This is a genomic window from Bdellovibrio sp. SBM16 (genome assembly GCF_056175625.1).
Map to the genome: position 1 here is coordinate 83,788 of NZ_JBJKJG010000004.1, position 17,614 is coordinate 101,401.

The 17,614-nt window shown below is 42.1% G+C and carries 20 protein-coding genes; 2 read left to right on the plus strand and 18 right to left on the minus strand.

Going from position 1 to position 17,614, the window contains the following annotated elements; translation table 11 throughout:
• Positions 1-40 precede the first annotated feature (40 nt).
• From atpC to AC04MM_RS05065, 10 genes are all read right to left on the minus strand, one after another.
• The gene (atpC, locus tag AC04MM_RS05020; RefSeq protein WP_475379232.1) at positions 41-460 is read right to left on the minus strand and encodes an ATP synthase F1 subunit epsilon; all 420 of its coding nucleotides are present in this window, start codon (positions 458-460) and stop codon (positions 41-43) included.
• A 1-nt stretch (position 461) separates the two neighbouring features.
• Positions 462-1,871 carry a F0F1 ATP synthase subunit beta gene (atpD, locus tag AC04MM_RS05025; protein WP_475379233.1) on the minus strand — a complete coding sequence of 470 codons (1,410 nt, stop codon included), beginning with the start codon at positions 1,869-1,871 and terminating at the stop codon, positions 462-464.
• A 34-nt stretch (positions 1,872-1,905) separates the two neighbouring features.
• A complete protein-coding gene (gene atpG, locus AC04MM_RS05030; RefSeq protein WP_475379234.1) occupies positions 1,906-2,781 on the minus strand; it encodes an ATP synthase F1 subunit gamma in 876 nt (291 codons plus the stop codon).
• A gap of 13 nt (positions 2,782-2,794) precedes the next feature.
• On the minus strand, positions 2,795-4,315 hold the full coding sequence (atpA, locus tag AC04MM_RS05035) for a F0F1 ATP synthase subunit alpha (protein WP_475379235.1): 1,521 nt from the start codon (positions 4,313-4,315) through the stop codon (positions 2,795-2,797).
• Between the two features lie 3 nt (positions 4,316-4,318).
• Complete coding sequence (atpH, locus tag AC04MM_RS05040; protein ID WP_475379236.1) at positions 4,319-4,858, minus strand: ATP synthase F1 subunit delta; 540 nt, start codon at positions 4,856-4,858, stop codon at positions 4,319-4,321.
• Positions 4,855-5,421 carry an ATP synthase F0 subunit B gene (locus tag AC04MM_RS05045; RefSeq protein ID WP_475379237.1) on the minus strand — a complete coding sequence of 189 codons (567 nt, stop codon included), beginning with the start codon at positions 5,419-5,421 and terminating at the stop codon, positions 4,855-4,857. Before AC04MM_RS05045 ends, atpH begins: the two co-directional genes overlap by 4 nt.
• Before the next feature lie 2 nt (positions 5,422-5,423).
• Positions 5,424-5,894 carry a F0F1 ATP synthase subunit B family protein gene (locus tag AC04MM_RS05050; RefSeq protein ID WP_475379238.1) on the minus strand — a complete coding sequence of 157 codons (471 nt, stop codon included), beginning with the start codon at positions 5,892-5,894 and terminating at the stop codon, positions 5,424-5,426.
• A 164-nt stretch (positions 5,895-6,058) separates the two neighbouring features.
• Entirely contained in the window at positions 6,059-6,388 is a 330-nt protein-coding gene (locus tag AC04MM_RS05055) for a bactofilin family protein (RefSeq protein ID WP_409478628.1), read from the minus strand.
• Positions 6,388-7,413 carry a ParB/RepB/Spo0J family partition protein gene (locus AC04MM_RS05060; RefSeq protein WP_475379239.1) on the minus strand — a complete coding sequence of 342 codons (1,026 nt, stop codon included), beginning with the start codon at positions 7,411-7,413 and terminating at the stop codon, positions 6,388-6,390. The genes AC04MM_RS05055 and AC04MM_RS05060 overlap by 1 nt, the downstream gene beginning before the upstream one ends.
• Positions 7,414-7,416: 3 nt before the next feature.
• The gene (locus AC04MM_RS05065; RefSeq protein WP_475379240.1) at positions 7,417-8,226 is read right to left on the minus strand and encodes a ParA family protein; all 810 of its coding nucleotides are present in this window, start codon (positions 8,224-8,226) and stop codon (positions 7,417-7,419) included.
• A gap of 126 nt (positions 8,227-8,352) precedes the next feature.
• On the opposite strand from AC04MM_RS05065, the gene AC04MM_RS05070 reads away from it, so the two are divergent.
• Positions 8,353-8,871, plus strand: coding sequence for a hypothetical protein (locus tag AC04MM_RS05070; RefSeq protein WP_475379241.1), 519 nt, complete (start codon positions 8,353-8,355; stop codon positions 8,869-8,871).
• Between the two features lie 12 nt (positions 8,872-8,883).
• Here the strand turns inward: AC04MM_RS05070 and AC04MM_RS05075 are convergent, their stop codons facing one another.
• The 8 genes from AC04MM_RS05075 to rpmH are packed head-to-tail and all read right to left on the minus strand — an operon-like array spanning position 8,884 to position 15,762.
• Entirely contained in the window at positions 8,884-9,531 is a 648-nt protein-coding gene (locus AC04MM_RS05075) for a 16S rRNA (guanine(527)-N(7))-methyltransferase RsmG (RefSeq protein ID WP_475379242.1), read from the minus strand.
• Positions 9,532-9,552: 21 nt separating this feature from the next.
• Positions 9,553-11,421, minus strand: coding sequence for a tRNA uridine-5-carboxymethylaminomethyl(34) synthesis enzyme MnmG (gene mnmG / locus AC04MM_RS05080; RefSeq protein WP_475379243.1), 1,869 nt, complete (start codon positions 11,419-11,421; stop codon positions 9,553-9,555).
• A 49-nt stretch (positions 11,422-11,470) separates the two neighbouring features.
• Entirely contained in the window at positions 11,471-12,868 is a 1,398-nt protein-coding gene (gene mnmE / locus AC04MM_RS05085; RefSeq protein ID WP_475379244.1) for a tRNA uridine-5-carboxymethylaminomethyl(34) synthesis GTPase MnmE, read from the minus strand.
• 5 nt (positions 12,869-12,873) lie between these two features.
• On the minus strand, positions 12,874-13,425 hold the full coding sequence (locus tag AC04MM_RS05090) for a Jag family protein (protein ID WP_475379245.1): 552 nt from the start codon (positions 13,423-13,425) through the stop codon (positions 12,874-12,876).
• A gap of 18 nt (positions 13,426-13,443) precedes the next feature.
• Positions 13,444-15,045, minus strand: a complete 1,602-nt coding sequence (gene yidC / locus AC04MM_RS05095; protein ID WP_475379246.1) for a membrane protein insertase YidC — start codon at positions 15,043-15,045, stop codon at positions 13,444-13,446.
• 13 nt (positions 15,046-15,058) lie between these two features.
• A complete protein-coding gene (yidD, locus tag AC04MM_RS05100) occupies positions 15,059-15,262 on the minus strand; it encodes a membrane protein insertion efficiency factor YidD (protein WP_475379333.1) in 204 nt (67 codons plus the stop codon).
• A 22-nt stretch (positions 15,263-15,284) separates the two neighbouring features.
• Entirely contained in the window at positions 15,285-15,623 is a 339-nt protein-coding gene (gene rnpA / locus AC04MM_RS05105; protein ID WP_475379247.1) for a ribonuclease P protein component, read from the minus strand.
• Positions 15,610-15,762 (minus strand): 50S ribosomal protein L34, encoded by a 153-nt coding sequence (gene rpmH, locus AC04MM_RS05110; RefSeq protein ID WP_475379248.1) that lies wholly within the window; start codon positions 15,760-15,762, stop codon positions 15,610-15,612. The genes rnpA and rpmH overlap by 14 nt, the downstream gene beginning before the upstream one ends.
• Before the next feature lie 169 nt (positions 15,763-15,931).
• Here rpmH and dnaA point away from each other — a divergent pair, with 169 nt between their 5' ends.
• Complete coding sequence (dnaA, locus tag AC04MM_RS05115; protein WP_475379249.1) at positions 15,932-17,353, plus strand: chromosomal replication initiator protein DnaA; 1,422 nt, start codon at positions 15,932-15,934, stop codon at positions 17,351-17,353.
• The last annotated feature ends 261 nt before the right edge of the window (positions 17,354-17,614 follow it).

Consider the following 17,614-nt stretch of genomic DNA (forward strand, 5'->3'; position numbering starts at 1 on the left):
TTGACCTTGGTTTTTTCTTTTTAGAATTTAAAGTCTTAATTTAGTGGTGACGAATGTTTTCGTTTACTAAGTTAATGCCTTCTTGAGCTTTTTTAACTTCTTTTAAAGTCTCTTCGAACTGAGCATCAGTTAAAGATTCTTTGGTCAGTTTAGCATTTGCTTCAGCAACTTTGGCCTTAGCAGCCTCTTCAGAGATCTCTTCTTTTAGCTGAATTGATTCTGTCAGGATGTTTACGCCTTCAGGATTTACTTCGCAGTATCCAGAGCTGATAACGGCTTTAAACACCGAACCAGTTTCTTTCACTTTGAATTTTAAAATCCCAGTGCCAAGGTTAGCAATCATCGGAACGTGACCAGGTAAGATATCTACCTCACCTGACCAAATCGGGATAACGGCTTCTGTGATCTCTTGATCAACAACAACCTTTTTCTCTGGAGTTAATAAGTTTAATTTAAACATATTAGCCTGCCGCTAATTTTTTAGCTTTTTCAACTGCTTCGTCGATAGTTCCAACCATGTAGAAAGCTTGTTCTGGTAAAGCATCGTGTTTACCGTCTAAGATTTCACGGAAAGAACGAACAGTATCTTTAATATCTACGTATTTACCAGCTAAGTTTGTAAATTGCTCAGCAACGAAGAATGGTTGTGCTAAGAAACGTTGTACACGGCGTGCGCGGTGAACAACTAATTTATCTTCTTCAGATAACTCATCCATACCTAAGATGGCGATGATATCTTGTAGCTCTTTATAACGTTGTAATAACGCCTGAACGTCACGTGCTGTTTTATAGTGCGCTTCGCCCACAACCAAAGGATCTAAGATACGAGAAGTCGACGTTAACGGGTGAACCGCTGGGAAGATCGCTTGCGCCGCGATATCACGGTCTAAGTTTGTCGTCGCATCTAAGTGAGTAAATGTTGTTGCTGGAGCTGGATCCGTATAGTCATCGGCTGGTACGTATACCGCTTGTACTGACGTGATCGAACCGTTTTTAGTTGAAGTAATACGTTCCTGCATCGCACCCATTTCAGATGCTAAGTTTGGCTGGTAACCTACGGCAGAAGGGATACGGCCTAGTAACGCCGAAACTTCCGCACCCGCTTGAGTGAAACGGAAAATATTATCTACGAAGAAAAGAACGTCTTGTTTTTCAACATCACGGAAATATTCAGCGATTGTTAAACCAGTTAAAGCAACGCGGGCGCGCGCTCCAGGAGGTTCATTCATTTGACCGAACACAAGCGCTGTTTTTTCGATAACGCCTGATTCTTTCATTTCCATCCATAAGTCATTACCTTCACGAGTACGCTCACCTACGCCGGCGAATACAGAGAAACCACCGTGCTCAGTCGCGATGTTACGGATTAATTCTTGGATAAGAACTGTTTTACCAACGCCGGCACCACCGAATAAACCGATTTTACCACCTTTTACGTAAGGAGCTAATAAGTCTACGACTTTGATACCAGTCATTAACATCTCAGCAGAAGTTGCTTGGTCTTCGAACTTCGGAGCCGCTCTGTGAATTGGCCATTGTTCTTTTGCAGTTACAGGACCAGCTTCGTCGATTGGTTCACCAACTACGTTGATGATACGGCCTAATACTTCGCGGCCTACAGGAGCTGTGATCATGTTACCCGTGTATTGTACTTCTGCGCCACGAACTAAACCTTCAGTAGAGTCCATAGAGATTGTACGCACAGTGTTGTCACCTAAGTGCTGAGCTGTTTCTAATACTAAGTTGAATGCTTTATCAGAGATGAATTTGTTTGTTACGCGTAATGCGCCGTTGATTGGTGGTAGTTCTGCGCCGTCAAATTCAACGTCAACAACCGCTCCCGTAACCTGTTTAACTTTACCTTTAATCATATTTATTTCCTCTTTAAATTTATACTTTCAAAAATTATTTAAGTGCTTCCGCACCAGATACGATCTCAGTTAACTCTGTAGTGATCTTTTCTTGACGAGCTTTGTTGTACGTCAGAGTTAATTTGTTAATCATCTCTTTTGCATTGTTAGTTGCGTTTTCCATCGCCGACATACGAGCACCATGCTCAGACGCGACCGATTCAGACATGGCTCTGTAAACCGATAAGTTAAAGTGCTTTTTCAAAAGCTCTCCAACGATCGCTTCCGGAGACGGATCAAAAACGATGTCTTTAGAAAACTGGCTGCCCTCTGCATCAAAAGAAGTTGCTTCAACCTCGATTGGTAACATTTTTTCAGCCACAACGACTTGAGAGATCGCTGATTTAAATTCGTTATAAACTAATCGAATTTCATCGTAGCTACCATCTAAGTAATGCGTGATTAATTTGTCAGCGACACCTTTTGCTAAATCGTAAGAAATATCTTTATCTAACTTTAAGAAAGTTTGAACAGATTTAACTCCACGTTTTGCGAAGTAGTCGTCACCGCGTTTACCGATAAAGATAAAATCTAATTTTTCTAAACCGGCTGATTGCTCAGTACGGTATTTATCGACGAACTTGATAATATTAGTATTAAAACCACCACAAAGGCCGCGATCAGAAGTTAATACAACTAAAAGAACCTTTTTTACAGAGTCTTTTGCCGTCATTAACGGATGCGCCACTTTCTGAGTTGCCGTAATGTTGGCGATAACTTTTTTCAAAGTTACCGCATACGGTCTCATATTTGTGATGTTGTGTTGCGCACGACGCAGTTTCGCCGCAGATACCAGCTTCATCGCTTTCGTGATTTGCTGAGTATTCTTCGTCGAATCAATTCGCATGCGAATGTCTTTTAAACTTGCCATTCTATCTTCCTAATTACTTAGTAGCTTGGAATACAGCTTTAAATTCGTTAAGAGCGTTCAATAACTCTTTTTTCGTATCATCAGAGATCGCTTTTTTCGCAACGATGTCTGGCAAGATAGAAGAGTATTTTTGTTTTAAGAATTCGATCATTTCTTTTTCGTAACGTTTAACGTCAGTCTCAGGAATTACATCCACGAAACCGTTACCCGCAGCAAAAATCATCGCAGTTTGTTCTTCAACTTTAACTGGTTGATATTGACCTTGTTTTAAAACTTCAACTAAACGGCGACCACGAGCTAATTGGTTTTGTGATGCTTTATCTAAGTCAGATGCGAAAGCCGCGAAAGCCTCTAGTGCGCGGAACTGAGCTAATTCTAATTTCATAGAACCGGCAACTTGTTTCATCGCTTTAATCTGAGCCGCACCACCAACACGTGATACTGATTTACCTACAGAGATAGCCGGACGGATACCTTTATAGAATAAATCTGATTCTAAGAAGATCTGACCATCAGTGATCGAGATAACGTTTGTTGGGATGTAGGCAGAGATATCGCCCGCTTGTGTTTCGATCATCGGTAACGCTGTTAATGAACCAGCACCAACTGCGTCAGAAACTTTAGCTGCGCGCTCTAATAAACGGCTGTGTAAATAGAATACGTCGCCTGGGTAGGCTTCACGTCCAGGAGGACGACGTAATAATAATGACATTTGACGGTACGCCTGAGCTTGTTTCGTTAAGTCATCGTAGATGATTAGGGCGTGTTTGCCAGAATCACGGAAGTATTCAGCCATCGCAGTACCAGAGTAAGCTGATAAGAACTGCATCGGAGCTGGATCAGAAGCTGAAGCTGTGATTACAGTTGTGTAATCCATTGCGCCTGCTTGACGTAATTTTTCAACAACTAATGATACTGTAGATTGCTTTTGACCGATCGCTACGTAGAAGCAGTGAACGCCTTGGCCTTTTTGATTGATGATTGTATCGATAGCGATAGTTGTTTTACCAGTTTGACGGTCACCGATGATTAACTCACGTTGACCACGTCCAATTGGTACTAAGGCATCAATAGCTTTGATACCAGTTTGAAGCGGCTCGTGAACCGATTTACGGTAAACGATACCCGGAGCTTTTAATTCAACGATACGGGTTTCTTTAGCATTAAGAGGACCTTTGCCATCTACAGGGTTACCTAAAGCGTCAACTACGCGGCCTAATAACTCGGGACCAACGGGAACAGAAACGATTTGTTTAGTTCTTTTAACAGTATCGCCTTCTTTAATCTGACGGTCTTCGCCGAAGATAACCACACCCACTTGAGATGCTTCTAAGTTTAACGCCATACCTTTAACGCCTGATGCGAATTCAACTAACTCGCCGGCCATTACGTTTTCTAAACCATAAACGCGGGCAACACCGTCACCAACAGAAAGAACGCTTCCTGCTTCGGCAACTTCAACCGTCTTGTTATATTTAGAGATTTGTTCCTTTAAAATACGGCCAATTTCATCGGCTCTGATTTGTGTTTCCATGAATTATAGTCCTCTCTTAATTAAATCATCTTTTAAAATTTTTAAATGGGCTTGAGCTGAATCATCCATTGTCCAGCCGGCAACTTCAACTTTGAAGCCCGCCACTAGATTAGGATTTTTTTCGAAAGCAAGCTCAACTTTTTTACCTAAAGCTTTTGAAGCCGTTGCCTCTACTTGTTTTAAGAAATCTGCTGAAACTTCTTGAGCGGCAAATAATTTACCTTTTGTAATGCCAGCGCTTGCTTGCACTAAAGAGCTAAACTCTTTGGCGATGTCTTTTAATAAAGCCACGCGCTCGTTTTGAACCAAAGTAAGGATAAAGTTAAATGCCTCTGCAGTTACTTTTCCCTCTAGCGCAGCTTTTGCTACTGTTAGTTTGTTTTCTGCTGTATTGAACGGGCTTTGAAAAAACGCAACAACATCAGAAGTGAAAGCTTTTGCCACTTCGTTTAATTGTTGGCCCACATCGCCCGCAGAACCCTTTGCGTAAGTCACGTCAAACAGTGACTTCGCGTATTTTGTTACGACGTTGTTCGAACTCATGCTTTCACCTGTCCTAAATCTTGTAAAAATCCAGATTCAGATTTTTTTGTGATCGCATCAGCAGAAGCCTTAATGCCCTGCTCTGTGATCGCCATTGATTGAGAAATAATTTTTTCGCGGATAAGCGCTTTGGCCTTCAACACCTCAGCAGAGATAATCAATGAAGTGTCGTCTACGATTTTTTTACCTTGAGCCTGAGAGTCAGCCACGATTTTTTCAGCGGCAATGATTGCTTCTTTTTCTGCTTTAGCAATTGAAGAGGCTTCATTTTTTTCAAGTTCAGCAAGGCGGGTTTTGATATCTTTTAATTCTGCTTCTGCCAATTTTAACGCTGCTTCAGTTTTTTGTGCTTCTTCTAAGAATGAAGCCTGGCGCGCCTGAAAAGCCGCCGGAATAGATTTTCTTAACATGAAAATCAGTGCCGCAAACAAAATACCTACATTGATTGCTTGGTTACGAATAGCTTCCCATGGAATGTGGTTCACGTCGTGGTCACCACCGCCGCCGGCCGCAACTGCAAAAACTGATAATAATAGTGTTGCTGAGATTAATAATGATTTCATTCTTATAACCCCTGCTCGAATTTAGTTGTTAACGTTTGCGCGATGTCTTGAGAGATTTTTGCAATCTCTGCATCGGCGGCTTTCATCTGGTCATCGATATTTTTACGTGCGCTAGAAGCTGCTTGATCGGCTTGAATTTTTGCTTGCGCCAAGATGTCTGCAGATTTTTTTAACGCTTTATTTTTTTCTGCATCATAGATGTCGCGAATTTTATTATTCACTTCGCGAGCTTTCGTTTGATAAACCAACTGAAGGTTTTTTGCCTCTGCTGCTGCGTCTTTTGCAACCGCATCTGCACCTTTTGTTTTTTGAAAACGTTTGTCTGCAGCTTTGAAATAAGGATTGTAAACAACAATCGTTAAAAACGAAATTGCCACAATAAAAATAACAAGCTGATAGTACACCGTGTAGTTGGCGTGAAGTTGGACCAAGATCTGCGTAACGATCTCACCAATTTTCGTGAAAATTTCCATAGTTATCCTTTATGTATTTCTTAAGAAACACCATGGGATAGCATTTTATTGATTTTAAGGTCAAGATCTAAGAGCCAACAGGATTTTTACAGGGCAAGTTGAAAATTAAATAGCTTCCGCTTTAAAAATTCGCATTCTAAAGCGGTGGCAGATTTGTGGCAGTTTTAGGTCTTCGGAATGTACGAAGCTCCCTCAAAAACCACACCCTCTTCGATTTTAAGACTAGGCGCGGTCACGGTGCCTCTAAAATGGGCTGGTGGCAACATAATCACTTTGGTGTGGGCGGTAATATTGCCTTCAAAAGTGCCTTTTACGGTAATGCTGCCAACTTCAACATCGGCTTTAACAAAGCCGGTTTCAGTGATAATTAATTCATCACGCGAAAATATTTCGCCATTGAACTGGCCTGATATTTTCGCGGTTCCGCTGAACGACATACGCCCTTCGATGGCGCAGCCTTCTTCAACTATTGCTGATATCGAAAGTTGATCCATTATTCGGTTAATCTCTCGTAGATACTGTTAAGTTGTTCGTCCGAGTAGAAGTGAATTGTTAGCTCGCCCTTACCCTTTTTATAGTTAATCGTTGTTTTTGTGCCGATCACTTTTTGCACTTGCTGGGCTAGTTGCTGGGCAAGCTTTTCTGGCATATCCATTTCTTTAATCTGAGCTTCAGAATTCTCTTCATTATGCCCACCGGATTTTACCATCTGCTCCAGGGCGCGAACCGATAGGCCTTTGGCTTGAACAGCTTTTGCCAAGCGCATTTGCTCTTGTTTTCCCTCGACAGATAGAATCACTTTTGCATGGCCCACCGAAATGATTTTATCAGCGATCATATTTTTAATTTCAAACGGTAATACTAATAGACGAACGGCATTGGCTACCGAAGAACGCTCTTTACCGACTTTTTCGGCTACCTGCTGTTGTGACAAATTAAATTCATCCATTAAGCGCTGGTAACTTTCAGCTTCTTCAACCGGATCTAAATCTTCACGCTGAATATTTTCGATTAACGCCAGCTGAAGCGCATCTTGATCCGAAAATGTCTTAATTAACGCTGGAATTTCGTGTAAACCCGCAATTTGCGAGGCTCTCCAGCGGCGCTCGCCGGCCACGATTTCAAAACCACCCGCTTGACGTTTGCGTACAACGATTGGCTGCAAAATGCCGTTTTCTTTAATAGATTGAGCGAGTTCATTTAGCGCTTCTTTATCAAATTTCTTACGCGGTTGAAACTGACCCGGAACACATTTATCGACGGCGATTTGCCATACTCTTTTGTCTTCATCGATTTTTTGTTCGACAACTTTCTCTACGATCTTTTCGACTACCTTCTCAACAACAACGGGCTTAACTTCTTGGCTAATCACAGACTTTGGTTGAGTAGTCGCACCGGCCGGCGCCTGGGCTTTAGCCGTTTGGGGAGGGGCTGACATATCGGCGGTAGCGCCCCCCAAAAGGGAGCCTAAACCACGGCCTAAACGTTTTTTGTTTGAATTTTCTGTAGAATTTTCCATATGTTAGATCTCTTGATTTTGAACGTTGTTTTGCTCTAGAGCTTCAGTTTTGCGCTTAGAAATGATCTCTTTACCTAATTCTAGGTACATCAACGCACCAATACTTCTTGGGTCGTAGCCGAAGATCGATACGCCATGGCTAGGGGCTTCTGATAAGCGCACATTGCGTGGAATGATCACGCCGAACACCTTATCTTTAAAGTGAGTTTTAATTTCTTCAACCACCTGGTGGCTTAAGTTATTACGCTTATCAAACATCGTTAAAAGAATACCTTCGATGTGTAGGTTTGGATTAATTCCCCTTTTAACGAGGCCGGCCGTATTTAATAGTTGTGAAAGGCCCTCGAGGGCGTAGTACTCACACTGTAATGGCACTAAAAAGCTATTAGCGGCAGCTAATGAGTTCAAAGTGAGTAGTCCCAGCGATGGTGGACAGTCAATTAAGACGTAATCATAGAGGCTTGCCACCGTTTGGATAGCCTGTTTTAAGCGAAACTCGCGCTGTGGCATATCCACAAGCTCGATTTCGGCGCCCACCAGGTCAGGATTTGCGGTGGCGATGAATAAATTGTCGTGATTGGCGCGAAAAGCCACCTCTTGCAGAGTGTTTTCGCCGATCAGTACGTGATAAATATTCTTTTCTTCGGTCTCGTGTTTTTTAATTCCCAGTCCGCTCGACGCATTTCCTTGTGGATCCATGTCGATAACCAATACTTTTTTGCCTAATTGGGCTAATGCTGACGATAAATTCACTGTTGTAGTGGTTTTTCCGACTCCACCCTTTTGATTGGCTACGCAAATGACCTTAACCATGATGTTTTTCTCCTAATTGAAATGTTCTACGTGGAACAATGTGAATATCCTGTAGCCCTAAGCACTTCTTTTCAAGAAAATACTTTAGTGCCGCACTATTTAATCCGATTGTTCTACGTGGAACATATGCAAAACCTGACCAAATTCCTTCTTTTTATGCTGATTTCGCTAATTGTGGCGGGTTGTAATAAGCGCGACCCCAATCCTCACAAAAAAGATCCGGTATACGCACAACTAGAAAAAGATATGGGCGAGGCTAAAGCGGCACTTGCCTATGTGAATGATTATATCAATACCAATAAGCTAGATCTTGAAAAAGCCGTTCCGCAATCTGGCGAGCGTGCTGTATACGAAAAAAGAATCAACGAAGGATTAAATGCGCAGACCTACGCCGCACAACAGGTGCGCATGTATGAAGTTCGCCTGGAAGAGAGAAAACTCTATGTTGAGCGCCGCTACCTAGAGAGTTTGCTTAAAGAGGGTCGCAAGTGGCCCGAAGAGGGTGAGGCCGCGGCCGAACTTCTCAGGTTACAACTTATTCGCGAGAAGACCGCGCGTCTAAAAGATACATTAAAAACCGAAGAGCCCAAGGATGTTCCACGTGGAACAAGCGACAAGCCCGCGCCCGCAAAGGCCTCGCAATAACAAAATTAGCGGCTAATTCTTCTTGGCGGCGACGACGTAGAAGTTTGTATCTGTCACCGGTAATTTATACTCATGAAAAAGAGCGGGCGTCCAAATAGAACAAAGTTGCGTTGGCACCTGTGAGATCTCGGCAGGCCAGTCTGAGCCTTTCATAAAATACATCGTCGCACCCGACTTAAACGATTTACGTAGTGCCATGAACGCTTTGGCCATGGTGGTATAGCCGCGGCAAATTGCCTGCACAACCGAATCCTCTTCTAAATTTTCTGCCTGCATCGGAATTACAAATGCATTCTTAATTCCGGTAACCTGAATGACCTTCTTCATGAACTCACACCGACGTTGGTCTGGGTCAACCAGGTTTACTTTTACATCCGGATAGACGATAGCAATGACCAAACCAGGAAAACCATTTCCCGATGCAATATCATATAAGCTTTCGTTTTTATTAACTTTTTTATAAACTGCCTCAAAGGCAAGTAGCGAATCCGCAAAATGCACTAGATCGGCATGGGGAAGCGATTTCTGCGAAACTAAATTCAAAGTGCCGTTAGCTTTTATCAACTCTTGATTGAATAAACTAAGCTTTTCAAGTGCTTCTTTAGTAAGTTGTGGGAACCATTTTGCTAAACGCCAATTAACCTGAACATCTGAACTCATCAACCAACTATCCCCATCAAACTACAAAAATTTATTACCTTTGAGATAAATCATTATAGCTTGGATTGCGGATGGATTTACACCAGAAATTCTTTGCGCCTGTCCTAAAGTGCGAGGTTTTACTTTATTTAATTTATCAACCTCTTCATTCGACAAGCCTTTAACACTTGAAAAAACTAATTCTTGTGGAATTTCGAGAGACTCGAGCTTTTTCGATTGTTCGATAATCTCGTACTGCTTTTTCACATAACCCGAATACTTAACTTCGATTTCAACGGCTTCAGTCACGACTTCGTTAGAAGAAACCTGAAAATCCAGCTTTTCCAACTGCGGAAAGCCAATCTCCGGACGGCGCAAAAATTCTTCCATGGTGACCGGCTTAACAAGAGGCTGACTGCCCATTTCGGCAATTACATCATTAACAGCTTTTTTCGGGTATAAAACCGTTGCCTGTAGCTGGCCTAACAGCACTGCGCGCTCATCTTTGATCGCCATCAGCTGATTGAGCTCCTGTTCAGAGACTAAACCAATTTTTTTAGAGATTTCGGCCAGGCGGTCTATCGAATTATCTTCACGCAAGACTAACCGGTGCTCGGCGCGCGAAGTAAACATACGGTACGGCTCGCGCGTACCTTTCGTCACCAAATCGTCGATAAGTACGCCGGCATAGGCTTCTGAGCGAGACAAAATAAACTCGTCTTTTTCAAGTAAGCTATGGGCCGCATTTACCCCAGCAATAAAACCCTGTGCCGCGGCTTCTTCGTAACCGCTGGTGCCATTGATCTGCCCGGCTAAAAACAGGTTTTTAATCGGCCGGGTTTCAAGGCGATGATGAATCTGGGTTGGCTCAATAAAGTCGTATTCAACAGCATAACCATAGCGAACAACCTTAACGTTTTCTAAGCCAGGAATCGTTTTTAAAAACTGATCCTGAACATCCGCAGGAAGCGAGGTTGAAATACCCTGAAGGTAAATCAAATCACTTGTTAAACTTTCTGGCTCTAAGAAAGTTTGGTGGGTCGGCTTTTCATAAAAACGCGTTACTTTGTCTTCAATACTAGGACAGTAGCGCGGGCCTACACCTTCGATGACTCCGCAGTACATCGGCGATTTATCAAGGTTGTTGCGAATAATTTCATGCGTCTGTTCAGTGGTGTGTGATAGATAACAAAGAACCTGCGGCAGATAGAATTCACGTTTTGATCTGAAACTAAAGGGATAAAACTTTGGATCACCGTACTGCGGTTCGGTTTTACTCCAATCAATACTGTCTTTATGTAAACGGGCCGGCGTGCCGGTTTTTAAGCGCTGAACAGTGAACCCAAATTCACGCAATTGATCAGATAGACCTACCGAGGCTGCGTCGCCAACACGACCGCCAGGTGTTTGTTCTAAACCGATGTGCATTACACCATTTAAAAAAGTTCCTGCAGTAATGATCACGCGGTCAGAAAATATCTCTGACCCATCTTGTAAAACCACACCACGGCACTCGCTGCCCTCTAAGAGCAGGCGCTTTACTTCGCCCTGGATAACTTCTAAGTTCGGCTGGTTATACAAAGCTGTCGTCTGGATTTGCGAGTAGATTTTTTTGTCGTTCTGCGTGCGTGTACCACGAACGGCTGGGCCTTTAGAGGCGTTTAATCTCTTAAACTGGATACAAGATTGATCGGCCGCAACACCCATTTGCCCGCCAAGCACATCTATCTCTCGCACCATGTGGCCTTTGGCTAAACCCCCGATTGAAGGGTTACATGACATGTAACCGATACGATCTGTATTCGTAGTCACCATCAGGGTTTTTAATCCTAATTTAGCTGGCACCAAACAGGCTTCAATACCCGCATGACCTGCGCCGACAACAATAACTTGATACGAATTAGATTTCATGAACACCCTATTGCTTAGGGGTTGTTAAATAAGCGCTAATTAGCTTTATCTATTTTCCTAAGCAGAATTCTTTAAAAACACGATCCATAATTTGATCGTCAAAATATCTTCCTAAGATTTTTTGCAGCGCCAGCAAGGCATTCTTAAGAGTCTGAGCGACAAACTCACTACCCATTTGATTTTCTAATTCGCCGATCGACTGATCAATCAACTGCATTGCCGTATTAGAAAGTTCAAACTGGCGAGCCGATGAAATGACAGATTCATCGCTAAACTTCTCAGATCCCATGATGGTGCTTACCCGATGTAATATCGTATCGCGGGCCTTAACATCAAGGGCTGAAACCGGAAGCACGTCGATAACCCGCGGGCCCCCGCCTAAATCCTGTAATTTTTGCTTAATTTCCGACGGCTTTACAGGATTGATTTTATCAGCTTTATTTGCCAGGACCAAGGCGTTTCCCTTCACCATGCGAAAACGCTCAAGATCGCCCTGCTGGAGGCCTAAACTGCTATCAAACACAAAAAGGGTTAAGTCGCCGCTTTCGATCTCTTTTAAGGACCGTTGGACGCCGATATTTTCGACGATATCGGTAGTTTCACGAAGACCGGCTGTATCTGAGATATTAAATTTAATACCGTTGTAAAACGTCGACCCTTCGACCACGTCACGCGTGGTGCCGGCGATATCAGTCACAATGGCTTTTTCATCCAGAACCAGGTTATTAAGTAAACTTGATTTACCCACGTTAGGTAAACCGGCCAAAACTAGTTTGATGCCGTCTTTTAGAATTTTACCCTGGCTGTAGGAGTTTGTTAAAACATCCAACTCTGCCTTTAGCTCTTTAAGCTTCTGAATCAAAACCTGCGGGTCGACCACATCAATACCTTCAGTCGAAAAATCAATCGAAGCTTCGATATGCGCTAAACACCAAGTCAGTTTATCTTCTAACGCTTTAAACTTGTCAGAGACCTTGCCTTCAAGCTGACGCAGCGACATTCTTAATGCGCTGTCTGATTGTGACTCGATCAACGCCAATACGGCCTCGGCCTGCACCAGATCTAATCGGTCGTTCATAAACGCACGGTATGTAAACTCACCTTTTTCGGCCGTCACCGCGCCGTATTCAATTAACGCTTCAAGGATTTTTTTTGTGATATGTGGAGAACCATGTGAAGAAATCTCGATGGTCTCTTCGCCAGTATACGATTTACCCTGATCAAAAGCTGTAACAACAACCTGATCAATCACTTCATGATTTTTATTGAAAAATTTTGCAAGATAAACTCGGTGCGATTCGATCTTTTTTGCCGCCAAACTCTTGCAGGCTTTTTGAATGATGCTGTATGAGTCCGGACCACTCAGTCTGATGACTGAAATGGCCGCGGTACCGGTTGCCGATGCTAATGCACAAATAGTCTTTGTTTCGCGACTAGCATCGAACATGCAAACTATCCTTCATCAGACATTGCAGCTTCGTCAGCTCCAGCGCCTTGATTCTTAACCGGAAAAATTTTGATTTTTTTGTATAGACCATCACCAAGTGAACGGCTTTTAACGCGCGCATCCTGTGCTAAATACTGGTGAACAACTTTGCGCTCTTTCGGAGGTAAGGCACGGTAATAAACCGATTTACCCTGTTCGATAGCGATTGTCTTTAGGTGCTCAGCGCGCTCGATAAGAGCAGCTTCCGATTCTTCGCGGTAACCGCCGCAATCAACCAGTACGTTAGTTTGCACATCTGGAAAGTTGTGTTGGGTAACGCGTTTGATGATTAACTGAAAAGCGTCTAATAACTGACCTTTGTGGTCCTTTAACAACTCTTCGTCATTACCAGAAAAATCAATTTTGATTTCGGTGACTTCATCTTTTTTAGAGATATTTAAATTGTACTCTAAATCGAATCCGCCTTTTTCTAAGATTCCTGATAAAGTTGCTTCTACAACTGCATCGATATCTGATTTTTTACCGCCGCCAAAAAGTTTTGAGAAAAATCCTGCCATAACTATACCCCTCTATAACTACGCCACTGCCGGGCTGTTGTTTTTAGTTTCTTTTAATAAAAAATATTGTTGAACCACACCGAATAGCGCACTCACAAAATTGTACAGTGTTAAGCCGCTCGGTAAAGTTAACATAAATAACGTAAATAAAATCGGCATAAAATTTAAAATTTTTGCCTGTGTCGGATCCATCGTGGTCGGTGTCATTTTTTGCTGGAAGTACATTGTAATACCCATCAAAATCGGAAACACAAATAACGGATCGTGGTAGCTTAAATCTTTAATCCAGCCAAAAAATGGCTGTTGATAGATTTCGATGCTTGAGCCGATGGCGCTCCAAAGTGCGAAGAAAATCGGAATCTGGATTAACATCGGTAAACAGCCCGATAACGGATTGGCGTTGTTTTCTTTCATCACCGCCATCGTCTCTTTGTTCATGCGCATTGGATCGTCTTTATATCTTTCGCGGATAGCATCAAGTTTAGGTTTAACTTTTTGCATCGCTTGCGCTGATCTGAACGACATCACGTTAAACGGTAAAAGCACTGCGCGCACAACTAACGTTAAAGCGATAATTGCTAAGCCCCAGTTGCCGAAAATTCCGTATAAAAACACCATTAATTTCATCAAAACTGCCGAGATAAACCCGAACATGCCGTAATTTAGTGTTTCAGTTAATTGTTTGTCGATTTTTGCTAGAGCGTTGGTCTCTTTCGGGCCGAGGTAAATCACCTGCGAAATTTTATTTAAGCTTGAATTTTTTAAGTTATAAATAACGTCAACTGAAGCCATGTTGTTTTCGACTTTATTCGAAACACTCGGCACGATGTCAGCGCGGTTTAAGGCCGCTGCTGTAAAATACTGAGTACCGACTGATGCCATAGTCGCTGCAGGAGCAGCTTTTAAGAAAGCCTCATTTTCTTTAAGCCCGGCAATGCTCTCGCTGTTCGTAGAGCCGGCTTCAATCCAAACGAAATCCTGCTTTTCAAAACTCGGAGTTAAGAAGCTTGTGCTTTCGGGCTGCTGATGTTTTTGAAATAACTTAATAGATAAAGTTTCAAAGCCCGCATCAAATTCGGTTTCTGATTCAAAAGACATGGTGTCTTTTTTGTATCTTAATGAGCGCGAAACTTTTTTGCCGTCTACGGTCGCAACGCCATGAAAATGAATATCTTCCGGCAGATTCGGCGAACTGGCCTGCGCCATAGTGAAATTAATTCTTTGATTGTTGACTGAAAGCTCGGCCTGCGGCTCTACAGAGGCAAACTGAATGTTTGCACCTTTTCTGTCGGTGTACTTTTTAAGAGTAAAATTCTTAATACCTAAACCGTTAGAAGAAACCTGGAATTTTACATTTTCGTCTTCGTAATCGAAGGTTTTTTCTTCTTCAACAGCCGGCGCCGTTGTCGCTGCCACAGCAGCAGATGCGGCCGGAGTCGCTTGTGTCGCAGTAGGTGTAACTGTAGTCGTTGCGCTGACTGCCGCAGCCTGTGATCCCGGCGGCGGTTGCGGGAATTTTTTACTTAAATAATACTGCCAGCCCCATAATCCGAAAAAAGTGATGGCTAAAGCCATTAAAAATCTAGGATTACCGAAGGGAGTTTCTTGTTTTTGATTCATTCGTTGTCCTTATTTATGTCTTGGGTACCGGATCAAACCCTTTATGCGGGTGAAACGGATGACATTTAAGTAGTCTGATAATTGTAAGTTTAAGGGCTCTTAAGAAAGAGTGTGTCTGAAAGCTTTCCACCGCATAATGCGAACAGCTGGGATAGAACCGGCAATTTCCACCTAAAAAGTATGAAAATGTTGCCTGGTAAAATTTCACTAAATAGATAAATGCCCTGCTTAAAGCCTGGCTAAGCCATAACTGCTGCGACGAAGTTGCTGTATTCGAGTTTTTTGTAAAAACCTTCGGGCTGTGCTCGGAACATGAACACAACTTTTTTGGATTTATATTTTGTACTCCAGCCTGCAGATCGTACACAGTTACGCACCCATCTCTTTAGCTTATTTCGTACTACGGCGGAGCCTACTTTTTTTGAAACTGTTATGCCGAAATACGCGTGTTCATCCTTTGAATCCAATAAAATTAAAGTCAGGTAAGAGGAAGCTCTTACCTTGCGACCATTTTTCGTAATTTCAGTGAATTCAGAGGACAGCTTTATAGGAAAGACTTTAGAATTACTTTCCGCCACGTTTAACTGTTAATTTTTTGCGGCCTTTTGCTCTACGGCGAGATAATACCTTTTTACCTTTAGACGTTTTCATTCTAGCACGGAAACCGTGTTTTTTAGCGCGACGTTTTTTGCTTGGTTGGTATGTACGTTTACTCATAATATCCTCGATTTTTCTTCTTACGACGATTGACGTCTATTGCAAGTTTTTTAAGCTCTTTCAAAAAAGAGAACTCTAGTTAAAACACATCGCGGCGTCATGGTCAACTGTTGAAAACTAGCCGTGCCTTTGATAGTTATCCACATTCCGTTAATTGCTAGGGGGGCCAATGCAGTTAAATTCAGCACAATTGGATTCATCATTCTGGAGCCAAGTAAAAAACTCGATTAAGCAAAAAAGCGGTTCGAACCGCATTTTAGAATCCTATTTAGAACCCGTTGAGTTTATCAGTACCGAAAAAGTCGAAGATAAATTTCATTTCACTTTATCTGTACCTTCAAAATTTCATCATTTTTATGTCAGCAATAACTTAAAAGATACCATTGTTGCTGAAATTAAATCCGTCGTGACTGAAGATTTCGAAGTTAACTTTGTCATTTCTGAAAAATCGTCGTCGATCGATACCAATTCATCACTGCAAGATATCCTGCAAAATTCTGATGAGTTGTTACAGGTTCAGCATAAATTAAACCAGGCCAAGCCACTACCGGTAGTAAACATGGAACTTTTAGGCGAAGAGTTTACTTTTTCTACTTTTGTTGTGGGTAAAAACTCAGAATTCGCGCACGCGGCTACATATAATGTATCGCAAAGCCCTGGTGAAGGTGATTACAATCCTCTCTTTATATATGGACCATCAGGGATGGGTAAAACGCACTTATTAAAGGCGGCTATCCACCAGATTCACCAAAACTATCCACACTATCGTGTCGTTTATACCAGTGCCGAAAAATTCTTAAACGAATGTGTTCAGTCTATCCGTAGACAAGAAATGGATAAATTCCGTATGAAATATCGCGAAAACTGCGATGTTTTAGTGGTTGATGACGTACAGTACATTGAACGTGGTCAGGCTGTTCAGGAAGAGTTCTTCCATACTATTAATGCATTTATTGAACGCAGACGTCAGGTGATTTTAGCCAGCGACCGAATGCCGAAAGATATTCTTAATTTAGAAGATCGTTCGCGCACCCGTTTAGAACGTGGATTGATTGCTGATATCACAATGCCAGATCTAGAAACGCGAATAGCCATATTACGTTACAAAGCTGAAAAGAAAAATTTGCGTATCCCGGAAGATGCTATCCAGTATTTAGCGCGTATTTCAAAACGTTCAATCCGTGAACTTGAAGGAAATCTGAACAAAATTAAAATGTTCTCAGAACTTCAGGGTGTAACTGTGAATTTAGAGTTAGCGCGCAAAATTTTATCACACCATGAAGCAACGACTACTATTAGTGTTGATGAAATTTTAAGAATCGTTGCTGAATACTATAAAATCCGCATTACTGATTTAAAATCTAGCAGCCGTGCAAAGCCAATCGTGGTCCCGCGCCAGATCGCTATGTTTTTAATCAAAAAGTTTTTAGACAAGTCATTAGTAGAAATTGGTAAAACTTTCGGCGGCCGCGACCACACAACTGTGATTAATTCACTGGAAAAAGTCGAATCTCTACAGGCCAAAGATTTACAATTCAAAAGTGATATCGACGAGTTAGTAAACCAAATCCACAATATCACAGGTTTATAACATGTGGATTGTGGATAGAGCTGTGGATTAGTTAGGTATAACTTTGTGGGTAAAGTTTCCCCCAATTTTGAGGCCTGAAAACAGTGAGCTAAAGGTTGAGTTTTCCACGTAGAAAAGATAGAAGTTTCAATAAGTTAATTGAGTTTTACGGATAACAACAGCCCCTACTAATACTACTACTTATTTATATATATATTATTAGGTAAACTGGGATCCAAAAAAACAAGTAAAAGATGTAGTTAAATACATTTGAACATGCTT

What these genes read in the sequence shown, in the direction of transcription:
- atpG (WP_475379234.1), bottom strand. Translation starts at nt 2,781, where the DNA reads ATGGCAAGTTTAAAAGACATTCGCATGCGAATTGATTCGACGAAGAAT.
- atpH (WP_475379236.1), bottom strand. Translation starts at nt 4,858, where the DNA reads ATGAGTTCGAACAACGTCGTAACAAAATACGCGAAGTCACTGTTTGAC.
- AC04MM_RS05070 (WP_475379241.1), top strand. Translation starts at nt 8,353, where the DNA reads ATGCAAAACCTGACCAAATTCCTTCTTTTTATGCTGATTTCGCTAATT.
- rpmH (WP_475379248.1), bottom strand. Translation starts at nt 15,762, where the DNA reads ATGAGTAAACGTACATACCAACCAAGCAAAAAACGTCGCGCTAAAAAA.
- yidC (WP_475379246.1), bottom strand. Translation starts at nt 15,045, where the DNA reads ATGAATCAAAAACAAGAAACTCCCTTCGGTAATCCTAGATTTTTAATG.
- AC04MM_RS05065 (WP_475379240.1), bottom strand. Translation starts at nt 8,226, where the DNA reads ATGGTTAAGGTCATTTGCGTAGCCAATCAAAAGGGTGGAGTCGGAAAA.
- AC04MM_RS05090 (WP_475379245.1), bottom strand. Translation starts at nt 13,425, where the DNA reads ATGGCAGGATTTTTCTCAAAACTTTTTGGCGGCGGTAAAAAATCAGAT.
- AC04MM_RS05050 (WP_475379238.1), bottom strand. Translation starts at nt 5,894, where the DNA reads ATGGAAATTTTCACGAAAATTGGTGAGATCGTTACGCAGATCTTGGTC.
- mnmG (WP_475379243.1), bottom strand. Translation starts at nt 11,421, where the DNA reads ATGAAATCTAATTCGTATCAAGTTATTGTTGTCGGCGCAGGTCATGCG.
- atpA (WP_475379235.1), bottom strand. Translation starts at nt 4,315, where the DNA reads ATGGAAACACAAATCAGAGCCGATGAAATTGGCCGTATTTTAAAGGAA.
- AC04MM_RS05045 (WP_475379237.1), bottom strand. Translation starts at nt 5,421, where the DNA reads ATGAAATCATTATTAATCTCAGCAACACTATTATTATCAGTTTTTGCA.
- atpD (WP_475379233.1), bottom strand. Translation starts at nt 1,871, where the DNA reads ATGATTAAAGGTAAAGTTAAACAGGTTACGGGAGCGGTTGTTGACGTT.
- AC04MM_RS05055 (WP_409478628.1), bottom strand. Translation starts at nt 6,388, where the DNA reads ATGGATCAACTTTCGATATCAGCAATAGTTGAAGAAGGCTGCGCCATC.
- AC04MM_RS05060 (WP_475379239.1), bottom strand. Translation starts at nt 7,413, where the DNA reads ATGGAAAATTCTACAGAAAATTCAAACAAAAAACGTTTAGGCCGTGGT.
- atpC (WP_475379232.1), bottom strand. Translation starts at nt 460, where the DNA reads ATGTTTAAATTAAACTTATTAACTCCAGAGAAAAAGGTTGTTGTTGAT.
- dnaA (WP_475379249.1), top strand. Translation starts at nt 15,932, where the DNA reads ATGCAGTTAAATTCAGCACAATTGGATTCATCATTCTGGAGCCAAGTA.
- mnmE (WP_475379244.1), bottom strand. Translation starts at nt 12,868, where the DNA reads ATGTTCGATGCTAGTCGCGAAACAAAGACTATTTGTGCATTAGCATCG.
- AC04MM_RS05075 (WP_475379242.1), bottom strand. Translation starts at nt 9,531, where the DNA reads ATGAGTTCAGATGTTCAGGTTAATTGGCGTTTAGCAAAATGGTTCCCA.